The 12,300-nt window shown below is 43.4% G+C and carries 11 protein-coding genes; 8 read left to right on the forward strand and 3 right to left on the reverse strand.

Annotated features, from left to right (window positions below):
- The first annotated feature begins 21 nt into the window (after window positions 1–21).
- The 3 genes from tuf to rimI all read left to right on the forward strand — a co-directional run bounded on the left by tuf (window position 22) and on the right by rimI (window position 2,504).
- Complete coding sequence (gene tuf / locus W293_RS0108910) at window positions 22–1,212, forward strand: elongation factor Tu (protein WP_025652105.1); 1,191 nt, start codon at window positions 22–24, stop codon at window positions 1,210–1,212.
- 280 nt (window positions 1,213–1,492) lie between these two features.
- Window positions 1,493–1,855, forward strand: coding sequence for a hypothetical protein (locus W293_RS0108915; RefSeq protein WP_025652106.1), 363 nt, complete (start codon window positions 1,493–1,495; stop codon window positions 1,853–1,855).
- 178 nt (window positions 1,856–2,033) lie between these two features.
- The gene (gene rimI / locus W293_RS0108920; RefSeq protein WP_025652107.1) at window positions 2,034–2,504 is read left to right on the forward strand and encodes a ribosomal protein S18-alanine N-acetyltransferase; all 471 of its coding nucleotides are present in this window, start codon (window positions 2,034–2,036) and stop codon (window positions 2,502–2,504) included.
- Between the two features lie 63 nt (window positions 2,505–2,567).
- Here the strand turns inward: rimI and W293_RS0108925 are convergent, their stop codons facing one another.
- From W293_RS0108925 to trxB, 3 genes are all read right to left on the reverse strand, one after another.
- A complete protein-coding gene (locus tag W293_RS0108925) occupies window positions 2,568–2,999 on the reverse strand; it encodes a MerR family transcriptional regulator (RefSeq protein ID WP_025652108.1) in 432 nt (143 codons plus the stop codon).
- Window positions 3,000–3,061: 62 nt separating this feature from the next.
- Window positions 3,062–3,892, reverse strand: a complete 831-nt coding sequence (gene aat, locus W293_RS0108930) for a leucyl/phenylalanyl-tRNA--protein transferase (RefSeq protein WP_025652109.1) — start codon at window positions 3,890–3,892, stop codon at window positions 3,062–3,064.
- Window positions 3,893–4,915 carry a thioredoxin-disulfide reductase gene (trxB, locus tag W293_RS0108935; protein WP_025652111.1) on the reverse strand — a complete coding sequence of 341 codons (1,023 nt, stop codon included), beginning with the start codon at window positions 4,913–4,915 and terminating at the stop codon, window positions 3,893–3,895.
- A gap of 669 nt (window positions 4,916–5,584) precedes the next feature.
- On the opposite strand from trxB, the gene W293_RS0108945 reads away from it, so the two are divergent.
- The 5 genes from W293_RS0108945 to W293_RS0108965 all read left to right on the forward strand — a co-directional run bounded on the left by W293_RS0108945 (window position 5,585) and on the right by W293_RS0108965 (window position 12,272).
- The gene (locus tag W293_RS0108945; protein WP_025652112.1) at window positions 5,585–8,944 is read left to right on the forward strand and encodes a DNA translocase FtsK; all 3,360 of its coding nucleotides are present in this window, start codon (window positions 5,585–5,587) and stop codon (window positions 8,942–8,944) included.
- A 203-nt stretch (window positions 8,945–9,147) separates the two neighbouring features.
- Window positions 9,148–9,603 carry a hypothetical protein gene (locus W293_RS0108950; protein WP_025652113.1) on the forward strand — a complete coding sequence of 152 codons (456 nt, stop codon included), beginning with the start codon at window positions 9,148–9,150 and terminating at the stop codon, window positions 9,601–9,603.
- A 43-nt stretch (window positions 9,604–9,646) separates the two neighbouring features.
- On the forward strand, window positions 9,647–10,099 hold the full coding sequence (locus W293_RS0108955; RefSeq protein WP_025652114.1) for a hypothetical protein: 453 nt from the start codon (window positions 9,647–9,649) through the stop codon (window positions 10,097–10,099).
- A gap of 29 nt (window positions 10,100–10,128) precedes the next feature.
- Window positions 10,129–10,638, forward strand: a complete 510-nt coding sequence (locus W293_RS0108960; protein WP_025652115.1) for a hypothetical protein — start codon at window positions 10,129–10,131, stop codon at window positions 10,636–10,638.
- Between the two features lie 140 nt (window positions 10,639–10,778).
- Window positions 10,779–12,272, forward strand: coding sequence for an amidase (locus W293_RS0108965; protein WP_025652116.1), 1,494 nt, complete (start codon window positions 10,779–10,781; stop codon window positions 12,270–12,272).
- The last annotated feature ends 28 nt before the right edge of the window (window positions 12,273–12,300 follow it).

Below are 12,300 nucleotides of genomic sequence, written 5' to 3' on the forward strand. Positions count from 1 at the left end.
CCAAAAAAAGAGGAAATACCCATGGCAAAGGCCAAGTTTGAACGCAGCAAGCCACACGTCAACGTCGGTACCATCGGACACGTTGACCACGGTAAAACCACACTAACCGCCGCTATCGCAACCGTAGCAGCAATCACCTCAGGTGGCGAAGCCAAAGACTACGCGTCTATTGACTCAGCCCCAGAAGAAAAAGCACGTGGCATCACCATCAACACCTCACACGTAGAATATGACACCCCATCACGTCACTACGCCCACGTCGATTGCCCAGGTCACGCCGATTATGTTAAAAACATGATCACCGGTGCAGCCCAAATGGACGGTGCAATCCTAGTCGTATCAGCGACCGATGGCCCAATGCCACAAACCCGTGAGCACATCCTGCTATCACGTCAGGTTGGCGTACCATACATCGTCGTATTCATGAACAAGTGCGACGTTGTTGACGACGAAGAACTGCTTGAACTCGTAGAAATGGAAGTTCGTGAATTACTAAGCGACTATGACTTCCCAGGTGATGACACCCCAATCATCCATGGTTCTGCTACTGAAGCCCTAAAAGGCTCACAAGAAAAATACGGCCAACCAGCCGTCGTAGAACTACTAAACGTACTAGACACCTACATCCCAGAGCCAGAGCGTGACATCGACAAAGCATTCCTAATGCCAATCGAAGACGTCTTCTCAATCTCAGGTCGTGGTACCGTTGTGACCGGTCGTGTTGAATCTGGTATCGTTAAAGTTGGTGACGAAATTGAAATCGTTGGTATCCGTGACACTCAAAAAACCACCTGTACGGGTGTAGAGATGTTCCGTAAACTGCTTGACGAAGGTCGTGCAGGCGAAAACTGTGGCGTACTACTACGTGGTACTAAGCGTGAAGACGTCCAACGTGGCCAAGTACTCGCTAAGCCAGGTTCAATCACTCCTCACACCAAGTTTGACGCTGAAGTATATGTGTTGAGCAAAGAAGAGGGTGGTCGTCACACACCATTCCTAAACGGCTATCGTCCACAGTTCTACTTCCGTACTACTGACGTAACTGGCGCAATCCAATTACAAGACGGTACTGAAATGGTTATGCCTGGTGATAACGTTGAGATGGGCGTAGAGCTTATCCACCCAATCGCTATGGACAAAGGTCTTCGCTTCGCTATTCGTGAAGGCGGCCGTACTGTAGGCGCTGGTGTTGTTGCTAACGTATTGAACTAAGATTTAACCTATCAGAGTCATCTGAGACAGTTGATCAGTTCGTGAAAAGCCATCCTTGAGAAAGGGTGGCTTTTTTTTTGGGTGGTGATAAATGCAAGTTGGCTGTAGGGTGCGCCCCGCGCACCGATTATTTGTTATATTCTAATGCTATCTACGGGCTGGCTATCTGTCGTAGATACGCTGTGGTAAATCAATCTAAGTGCATTAATTATTAATATTTTACGACATCAATAGAAATTAAGGTCATACCTCTTAGCAAAATCGATAATAAGGTAAAGAAATGAAACTTAATACTCCTGAGAAAGTATCACTGCTAAGCGGTTTTGATATTGACTTTGAATATGATGAAGTTAGAAATCTCGATAATTTCGATTATATTTTGGTGTTTAGTAAAGAGAGACTATCTACTAAGACAAGTTTTGTAGCAAAAGTATACGACAAGAAGAGTAGCTTCATGTTCGTCATACTTTTTTCTGATGTGGAAATTGAGAATAAAAAAATAACTCTAATATATGCTTGGTCTTGGGAAATTGATAACGAATTGAGAATAGTGTTTAATACGAATGACACTCATATGCGCGACTTTTGGTATGGATTCGATTTAGTACAACGTAAGTATACAGGTCATGGTAGAGCTTATTAAAATCAGATGGTGAGTTACGTTTTATCTTTACTCTTTGAAAGATTTTGAAAAACTAACGCGACCTACGCGACTGAGATAAATTGGTTTTGCGGTTATAGTTATTGTTGCGTGGAACGCACCCTACAAAAGCTCCACAAATTTGCAGATATGTGTAATAAAACTAGAATCAGGAATAATAATGCTAACCCTAGATTTACTCAATAAACAATCATCCGAAGCTCAAAGCATTATTCAAGCCGTTGCCAATATTGAAACTATTATCCAATCGCAAGATGCTTGGGGTTATCAGACAATAATAGAATTGCTTGCACAGGATAGTATTGATTTATTGGTCGTTTATCAAAGCGATAAAGTCGTTGGCTACTGCCTCTATCAAGTGGTTTTTGAGCAAGCAGAAATCCTGCGCATCGGCACGCATCCTGCCTACCAACGCCAAGGTATCGCCTCGCAATTTTTTGCGAAATTAAATGCAGAGCTAATGAGTAATCAGGTAGAGAGCTTATTGTTAGAGGTGCGCGCAGATAATGTAGCGGCTATTAATTTATATGAGCAGCAAGGATTGGCAGTGATTCATCGGCGGAAAGGCTATTACCAGATTCCTCATCACCCAGCCATTGACGCATTAATTATGCAGCGTGTGTATCTTTAATAGTCATTAGCAGCACACATACTATTGGATTAATAAGTATTATAAATGAGAACATGCCCTAGATTACTCGGGTATTGTTTTTTTGCACACTTCAATATCGAGCTCATAGTCACTATCTGCTTTCATTCGCTCAAGCACTTCAATACGTTCGCTTAACAGCTCTATCATGACATTGATATTGGCTTGTTGTTTTTTGACTTGTGCCAGTTTTTGCTGTGTGAGCGTCAGTTGTAAATCGATATCTAGCTGCCCATCATAATAGTCATTAAGACTGTCTCTGATTTCAGTAAGGGTAAAGCCAATGGCTTGTGCGCTTTTAATCAACTCAATACGCTCAATGCATTCGGGATGAAACTCAGTATATAAGCGTGAGCCGGCCTGACGTTTGCGAGACTTGAGTAGCCCTAGCTCATCATAATGACGTACGGTGTCTTTGGTTGTATTGGCTTTGATGGCCAGTTTTCCAATTAACAAAAATGATGTATCAGGAGCCATAATAACCTCGTAAGTAAGATGTTCGATTCGATTATTATCTACAATCCAGTTTGAGTCTGCACTTATAACTGTGGCTGCCAAGGCTCTGCGGTATCTAGTAACGATACGGCTAAAGGTTTATGAGAGTCTTTGTGCCATTTGACTGAACGGCTGGCTATCAGTGTGTCTAATTGGTTAAGAAATTCAGCACGTGGTAGGGTCGTTGCCCCCAAGCTCATCAAATGCTCATTGGGTAGTTGGCAGTCCACAAGCGCGACATTGCTTTGCGCGCATAAGCGCATCAAGCCCCAAAACGCCAATTTAGACGCATTAGAAGCACGGTGAAACATCGATTCACCAAAATAGATGTTGCCTATTTTTAGCCCATATAAGCCGCCGATTAGTTGGCTGTTATTGTCCCAAACTTCAATACTATGCGCAAAGCCTTGCGCATGTAGCTTGGTATAAGCTGCAATCATCTCATCATGAATCCACGTGTGCTCGCCCTCAGGCAAGCCGTCGCTGCGCGGCATACTACAAGAGTGAATCACTGCATCAAAGTCTTGGTTGAGAGTGAGTTGCCAACGTTCGCGGTGGGCTTGTTTGCGTAGGGATTTACTCGGTTGATAGTCAGTTGGCAGCATCACACAGCGCGGCTCAGGACACCACCAAGCGATAGGTTCGTCTTCATTAAACCAAGGAAATAAGCCCTGCGCATAAGCAGAAATCAGCGTTTCAGATGCTAGATCTCCGCCCACAGCGACCAGCCCAACCCCTTCAGGATCGACGGAAATAGGATTGGGGAAATCATAAAGCCCAAGACTTTTTAGAGTCTCAGGCTTTATATGAGCGTCAGTATCGATATGATTATCGACACTGACGCTTGGGTTAGCAGTTTTAGCAGAGTGGCTCATTTAGACTTCTTTATCAGCAGTGAGCGTTGATGCATAAGTATGATCGGTCGCCACGGTTTCGCCTAGCGAGTCTAGATATTTTTCTGCATCGAGGGCTGCCATACAGCCAGTGCCCGCAGAAGTAATCGCTTGACGATAGACATGATCTGCTACATCACCAGCGGCAAAAACCCCTTCAACACTGGTCTGTGTCGCATTACCATTGAGGCCACTGTTGACCACAATATAGCCGTCTTTCATATCCATTTGGCCTTTGAATAGCTCGGTATTTGGCTTGTGTCCAATAGCAATGAATACCCCAAACACATCTAGTTGCTTGGTGCTGCCATCGATAGTAGACTCTAACACCACGCCATTGACGCCCATCTCGTCGCCTACCACTTCTTTGACGCTATGGTTCCACTCGATTTTGATATTACCGTTTTTGGCTTTTTCAAACAATTTGTCTTGTAATATTTTCTCAGAACGTAGACCATCACGGCGATGCACCAGCGTGACTTCAGCTGCGATATTTGATAAGTATAAGGCTTCTTCAACGGCGGTATTACCACCACCAATAACCGCTACTTTTTGGTCTTTATAAAAGAAACCATCGCAAGTTGCGCAAGCTGATACACCCAAACCTTTGAATTTTTCTTCTGATGCCAAGCCCAAGTATTGCGCTGAGGCACCGGTTGAGATAATCAAGGCATCACAAGTGTAGTTGCCGTTATTGCCCGTTAATTTAAAGGGACGCTCTGTTAAATCGACATCATTGATATGGTCATAGACCAATTCTGTACCGAAGCGCTCGGCGTGCGCTTTCATACGATCCATCAATGCAGGACCCGTTAAGTCATGCGCATCGCCCGGCCAGTTGTCGACTTCGGTGGTGGTGGTGAGCTGTCCGCCCACTTCTAAACCAGTGACCATAACAGGTTTTAGGTTGGCACGCGCTGCATAAACAGCAGCAGAGTAACCAGCAGGACCTGAGCCTAGAATAATGAGTTTTTCGTGGCGTGGAGTAGGGTTGTCAGTTGCCATGTTTTTTCCTTGCTAAATATAAGAATGAAAAGAGCTAATAATCAATATGATAAGAAATAATCACCAAAAATATGCGTTAGTATAGTTTTTTTAATTGCTGTGTGATAATAACATAAGGGCAGACGGCAAAAAGTGCAAGTTTGCTAAAACAAACATGGGTATCATTAGAATTAAAGCATCTATAGGAATGCTTAACATGCGCAAACACAGCCTAAGAACGGCTGGGTATTTTAAAGCGTTTAGGTAAGAAGTTTAAGCGTTTTCTGTGAGTCATATCGGTTAAATGTGGCAGATTTTTGCCCAAATTGTCTATTAAGAGGTTTTCTTGCACGCTTTCTTTATAACACTGTCGCCACCGTCCCTATCTATTTGTTATTATAGGAGGTTATGCCCAGTGTCATGACGCTTGTCCGCGTCAATTATTCGATGGACAAACGATAGCAAATGACAAATAAGGGCAAGTGATAAAGCACATGTTTTATCTTATCAATGAGGCTAAACTCCTTTTTACACAAGGTTTAGCCTGATGCGCTTCATCATAAACACTGCACTAGGTAAATGCATATCAGCACTTTATATTGGTGCGTTATATCAGAATTTTATGTCAGCATGGTTAGGCTTAGTCATGCATTGGCGACCAATTAGTATTAATAACAAGGCAGATCTTACGTGATATCAGCACCGCTTATTGAGTATTTGAAAAAAGGAATATTTACCCTCCTTGGGTTGATACTGGCAGTTTATCTGTTTGTTATTTTACTGACCTATACCGGTAATGATTCAAGCTGGTCGCATATCAGTAGTGATATGACGACCATCAATAATATGGGTGGTGAGACAGGTGCTTGGTTATCTGACCTGCTTTATAGCTTTTTTGGCTTTGGCGCATGGTGGTTGCTGGCGTTTGTGGTCTATGAATCTATTCTTATTTGGTGGGACAATAAGCCGACGTTTTGGTTGCTGCGCTTGGTTGCTTATGTGTTTTTAATCCTAAGTGCGAGTGCTTTATTCGCGCAACTGGTCGCTTTAGTGCAGCAAGTAGCCGATCCGGTCGCCACAAGCCTCAAAGGGGTAGCGGGTGGTATTATCGGGCTTGAGCTGCAAGCGCGTTTGGCTCAATTATTATCGCAGTGGGGGAGTGTGATTTTTTTAACGGTGTTCGTGATTATCACCGCGACCTTTGCCTTTAATATTCATTGGCTGGCGATATATCAAAAAATCATGACCCTATCATGGCTTGGTTCTGGTGTAAGAAAGCAAGATAACGAGCGTGATAGTGTGCAGGCAACTAAAGAACGTCATCAACAGCGTGATGATGACAGTCGAACTGACGAAGAAGCCGCGCAAGCGGTAGCAGAGTATGAGCAGCTGCCCCTTGAGCTGCAAGCTACTGAGGACACTGCGCATAAGCAACAAGCAGATAATAGTGGTCGTTTCAGTCATGTACTGACTGATTTTTTAGCGACTTCTGGGTTAGGTGCTAGCGTCAAGGCTTCTATGGCAGCAGCGACGCCAGTATCCGCGAGGAATGATAGTCAGAGCGAGCATTTATCAAGCGCCGCCGTCACGCCTAGCAGCACCAGCGTAAATGCCTCTAGCACCTTTAGCGAGAACAAGGTATCTACTACCTCAAACCCTGTCACGACGTCTACCCGTAAAGTGGAGCCGAGCTTTGCTTGGAATGATGCCAATACCGTTGATGACCTATTGGCCAGCGACTTTGCTATTCACGATCAAAGTATTCAAGACAGTAATCAGTATTCTGACGCTGCTGCACCTACTTATATGAATCATACTGAGTCACCAACTGAGACCTCAGTAGCCACAGACGCGGTAACAGAAACGGCAATGCTAGAGACACCAACAGCAAGCTCTACTGTTAATTACCAACCAAACAGCGTCGAGCAGGCAGTTGTAGGGGCAGCAAGCAAGCAAATCGCGCCTCATCTTATGGATGAGCCTCAAGCTGCAACGTCAGATGACAGTCATACAACGCATGAAACGCATGAAACAGTTGATACATTGGCAGAGTCTTGGTTAGCAGAGCATGCGCCTGTTTCACCACCTTCTCAAGAAACAGAAGAAGATACTAATAAACCTGAACAGCCAGCACTAAAGCCAGCAGTAGAGAATACTTATGACGCCTCTGCTGGGTCATCAGACAAGTTAGCAGACAAGTTATCAAATGAAGAGCAATGGAAAAGCCCATTGTCAATACAAAGTCCTGCTCCAGAAGAGGATGATGTAAGTATCGTCGCACCAGTCGCTGATATGACCCCGACCAATACGCCACCGGCTAATCCTAAACTGCCGCCTACAGTAGAAACTACCGTCACAGCGCCAGCTATTGAACCGATAGTTGCGTCTAAACCAACGGTAAGCTTTGCCGTGCCAGAGGGTGATAGCGGTAACCATATTGCTGATATGATGCCAGAAGATGACAGTCGAGCTGACGACACTGACCTGCCTGTGATGCCTCATATTAGTGATGATGCCGCCTTTAGCCAAAAATCTCGTTCGATGCAAACGGCTGCCTATCGCAGTAGTCTGACGCCTATCCCTGAGATCTCTATTTTAGATAAACCAGATCCTGATCGTAAGCCCAGTTATACTATTGCTGAGCTTGAGCAATTGTCTGAGTTATTAGAGATCAAATTGCAAGAGTTCAACGTCAAGGCTGCTGTGGTCAATGCTATTCCGGGTCCCGTTGTCACGCGCTTTGAAGTGGAGCTTGCCGCTGGCGTAAAGGCCAGTAAGGTCACCGGTATTTCACGCGATTTGGCGCGTTCGCTATCAATGGCATCTTTGCGTGTGGTCGAAGTCATACCGGGCAAGCCCTATATCGGTATAGAAGTGCCAAACAAACAGCGCGAAATGGTGCGTTTGATTGAGCTATTGAATACGGAGAAATTCCAAGATCCTAAAGCTCAAATCAGCATGGCGATGGGTAAGGATATCGGTGGTAATGCTATTATTACTGACCTTGCACGCGCGCCGCATATGTTGGTTGCTGGTACTACAGGCTCTGGTAAATCGGTATTGGTCAACTCAATGCTACTGTCGATGCTACTCAAATATACGCCAAATGAGCTGCGTCTTATCTTGATTGATCCAAAGCAACTTGAGCTTGCCAACTACAACGATATTCCGCATCTGCTAACGCCAGTCGTCACCGATATGACCGAAGCGGCCAGTGCCTTGTCATGGTGTGTGGCAGAGATGGAGCGCCGTTATCAGCTGATGAGCTTATTAAAAGTGCGTAAGCTTAATGAGTTTAATAAAAAGGTCATTGCTGCTGAGAAATCGGGCAATCCGATGCTTGATCCTTTGTGGCGACCTAATGACAGCGTGAGTATCAGTCAAGCGCCGAAGCTAAAAACCTTACCGATGATTGTCATTGTCGCGGATGAGTTTGCCGATATGATTATGCAAGTCGGTAAACAAGCTGAAGAACTGATCACGCGCTTGGCGCAAAAATCACGCGCGGCAGGGATTCATTTGATGCTTGCCACCCAGCGTCCATCGGTCGATGTCATTACTGGTTTGATTAAAGCCAATATCCCCGTTCGTGCAGCGTTACGAGTGAACTCAAAAGTGGATTCGCGAACGATTCTAGACAGTGGCGGTGCCGAAGACATGCTTGGTAACGGCGATATGCTATTTTTAGGACCTGGTCAAATTGAGCCGGACCGTGTGCATGGTGCGTATGTCAGCGATGAAGAGGTCAACCGTGTTTGTGATGCGTGGCGTGAACGCGGTGCGCCGGATTATATTGATAATATGGCAGGCAACTTTGAACTGTCTAGTCCTAGTGGCGGTGGTAGTACGGCGAATGCCTCTGGTGAGGACGATGACCTTTATAACGATGCTGTGGCGTTTATTATGGAGACGCGAAAAGTCTCTGCCTCTAGTATTCAGCGCAAGTTTAGCATCGGTTATAACCGTGCTGCTCGTATCGTTGACTCAATGGAAGAGGCTGGCTTGGTCAGTTCGATGGGTAAAAGTGGTAAGCGTGAGTTATTGATGTAGCATTTAGATTATATTAAACAATAAAAAAGACGAGTCACGAGAGTGGTTCGTCTTTTTTAATTATCAGGTCTGACATTGAAAATCACATAGTGAACGTTAAAATATTTCATTGAAACTTAAAGGTTACTCCTGTATAAAATAGTGAACATTAGTTTTTTATAGCCAAATTGAGTGTGTCGTCATGGAGGACGCTGATAGTGCATATGCGAAGTATAAAAGGTATTAAGAATATAACGAGATTCTATGAAAAGTATAGACTTGGTGTTTTTAGTATAATTTTACTAGTCGTATTAGTGTTTAACATAGGGTTTTTGCCCTATTGGCTTTATGGTTTAGGACACAAATATATCGTTAGTCTGACTCCGATAAACACTCTATTCGGTGTCGTTATATTAGGCTTAATTCCTACGCTTATCGCTAGCGTAATTTTCGGTATCTATTTCTCTAAAAGGTATGATGAAAAATTAATGGCTAAATATTTATATTTTTTAGAAGATATTGCTTCGGGTGTTTATAGTGTTATTTTATTTTTATTAGCTGCGATCATATTAATTGATATGTTGAGCGTACCATTTTCAGATGCTTTTTATATTAGTATTTTTATTATGGGTTTAGGTCTTACGTTTTTTGAATCTTATTATAAATACTATTATAAATAACTGAATATGTCATTTATGAGTACATATGTATCGGAGTAGAACAATGGAAAATAAAATACATCTTGATAGTATTGCTAATAAGAAAATTGAATTTACTGGTTACCGACTTATCATCCTTAGTTTTACTGTCATATTAGCTGTTTTTTTAATGTTCGCTCTTCTTGTCTTTCCAGTTTTTAGTATATTAACTCTACTGTGGAGTATCATTGACTACTTTGCACTTTCATTAGAAAAGATAAAGGTTCTTTTATTAATACTGTTAGTTGTATTCTTCTATGGTTGCTGGTTTTATTTTAAAAGCAAGAATGAGCAAATAAGTGAAAAAACAAAAAGTACCGAAGCCGTGTTATTTCTTGGTCTGCTGATGACTAGTTTTTTGGTAGTCACCTTTGGTTATCTAAATATTTACATTATTGATTATAAGATTAATGATGTGACTTCTTACTGTATATTTTATGCTAATTTACATATCTATTTTAAGTTAAAGTCACAATGAGTTTATGCCTGATACCTAAATGAGAAATCATGAGAGATATAATTTTTAGAGGGTTGGCTATTTTGGTTGGCTTGCCAATGATGTTGCTAGGAGCTGTCTCACTGTTTGATCCAGAGGGTTTTGAGCTGATGTACTCTATAGGCTCTTTGGCGATTGGCATTATTTTGAGTTGGTATGGTGTCGTTGGAACAGTATTGCTTATAGGAGATAGTTTCAGCGGTTATAATGACTCTCATACAATATCGACTCACAATCAAGTATTTTTTGAAAAATTGTTGATATTTCTATTAATAACTATCTTCACCATAAGAGTGATCATAGATATTATCGATGGCAGAGCGAGTTGGTTAGAAGTCATCTACTTATCTACGGCTTTATTTATAGTCATTGCTATAGGCATGGCCAAAATAATGCAAATAGAATCCCTTGCGAAGGCTACCCTAGGGTATTGGTTAGTGCTTATTTTGAATTTTATTTTTACTATTATTATTTTGATTACGGCATTTTATAATATAGGTATCAATATATTCGGTAGTTAAGCCAGATAATAAACTTGAAGCATATGTTTAGATGAAAACTTTATGGAATTCTTTAATTACCAAGAAGTAGTAGGTTTGCACTGGCTACCTGTATTGTTTACGCGATACAATCAAGTAATCCATCCAGCAAGGACGCTACTATGTTTAAAGAATACACCCAATACGATGCCCTAGGTTTAGCCAAGCTTGTCAATTTAGGTGAGGTCAGTGCCAAAGAGCTATTAGACGCTGCGACTCATCAAGCCAATACACTCAATCCTAAGTTAAACGCGATTATTCATCGTTTTGATGAGCGTGCTTATGATGCCGCGCAAGCAGAATTGCCAGCAGGTGCATTTAATGGTGTGCCGTACTTACTCAAAGACCTATCATTTTATTTTGCTGACGAACCCATCACGATGGGCAGTCGTAGTGTAAATGTCGTGCCAGAAAACGATAGCGAAATCGTTAAACGTATGAAAGCGACGGGTGTCAATACCTTTGGTAAGACCAATACGCCAGAGTTTGGTTTAATCATCACCACTGAACCCAAAGCGCACGGTGCCACCCACAATCCATTCAAAAAGGGCTATAGCTCTGGTGGCTCATCGGGTGGTAGCGCGGCGGCGGTGGCGAGCGGTATCGTACCGATGGCAGGTGCTGGCGATGGTGGCGGCTCAATACGTTTTCCGGCAGCATGGTGCGGAGCGTTTGGATTCAAACCCAGTCGTGGACGTAACCCCATAGGCCCCTCATTCGGGGAAGGTTGGGAAGGGGCAGTTGCCGATCATGTGATTACTCGTAGCGTACGTGACAGTGCCGCTATGCTCGACGCTACCAGTGGCGCTGAGATTGGCGCGCCTTATGTGATTGCGCCACCTGATGGGACATTTTTACAAGCAGCGATGCGCGCCCCTCGGCAATTAACGATAGCTTTGCACCAGCAGCCACTAGTCGCCAATACCGTAGTAGACAAAGAAGTTTTGAACGTTCTGGAGCAGACGGCAAAGCAATTAGAAGCTATGGGACATCGAGTGGTACCTGCCGAGCCAAATATTAATATCGAGCAATTTTGGCATGATTTTTTAGTGGTGGTTTGCACCCATACCGCCTTTACCATTGATAATATTGAACGCACATTTGGCTCGGAACATATAAAGAATCTAGAGCCGCAAACCTATAACATGGCGATGTTGGGACGCTCGCTCTCTGCCGTTGACTTGGCGCATGCTAAGCAGGGCTGGCATGACAGTCAATATCAAACGGGTCTATTACTCGACATCTACGATATGATTCTGTGTCCGACCGTACCGACGCCTGCGGTTAAGCATGGCGTGCTACCACCAAGTCGTATGGATGAGATGCTCATGCGCAGCGCAGGCTTACTCAACAAAGGCATCGATATGGGTAAATATGCCTTTAGCTCAGGGATGATTGAAAAACTTAGTCAGCCTGTACTGGGCAAAATGGCCTTTACTTTGCTGGGCAACGTCACTGGACTGCCTGCCATGTCGTTGCCAGTAGGTATGAGCAAAAAGGGTTTGCCGATTGGGGTGCAGTTGATTGGGCGTATGAATGATGAGACGACGCTATTTAGTATTGCTGGCGAAATGGAGCGCGCTGGGTTGTTTACCAAAGCTGCTTTTGAAAAGTAATTGTATTTTTGCTATCGCTATGGCTTGA

It is taken from the genome of Psychrobacter sp. TB67, assembly GCF_000511065.1.
GTDB classification, from domain to species: Bacteria; Pseudomonadota; Gammaproteobacteria; order Pseudomonadales; family Moraxellaceae; genus Psychrobacter; species Psychrobacter okhotskensis.

What these genes read in the sequence shown, in the direction of transcription:
- trxB (WP_025652111.1), bottom strand. Translation starts at nt 4,915, where the DNA reads ATGGCAACTGACAACCCTACTCCACGCCACGAAAAACTCATTATTCTA.
- tuf (WP_025652105.1), top strand. Translation starts at nt 22, where the DNA reads ATGGCAAAGGCCAAGTTTGAACGCAGCAAGCCACACGTCAACGTCGGT.
- W293_RS0108965 (WP_025652116.1), top strand. Translation starts at nt 10,779, where the DNA reads ATGTTTAAAGAATACACCCAATACGATGCCCTAGGTTTAGCCAAGCTT.
- rimI (WP_025652107.1), top strand. Translation starts at nt 2,034, where the DNA reads ATGCTAACCCTAGATTTACTCAATAAACAATCATCCGAAGCTCAAAGC.
- W293_RS0108925 (WP_025652108.1), bottom strand. Translation starts at nt 2,999, where the DNA reads ATGGCTCCTGATACATCATTTTTGTTAATTGGAAAACTGGCCATCAAA.
- W293_RS0108950 (WP_025652113.1), top strand. Translation starts at nt 9,148, where the DNA reads ATGCGAAGTATAAAAGGTATTAAGAATATAACGAGATTCTATGAAAAG.
- W293_RS0108955 (WP_025652114.1), top strand. Translation starts at nt 9,647, where the DNA reads ATGGAAAATAAAATACATCTTGATAGTATTGCTAATAAGAAAATTGAA.
- W293_RS0108960 (WP_025652115.1), top strand. Translation starts at nt 10,129, where the DNA reads ATGAGAGATATAATTTTTAGAGGGTTGGCTATTTTGGTTGGCTTGCCA.
- aat (WP_025652109.1), bottom strand. Translation starts at nt 3,892, where the DNA reads ATGAGCCACTCTGCTAAAACTGCTAACCCAAGCGTCAGTGTCGATAAT.
- W293_RS0108915 (WP_025652106.1), top strand. Translation starts at nt 1,493, where the DNA reads ATGAAACTTAATACTCCTGAGAAAGTATCACTGCTAAGCGGTTTTGAT.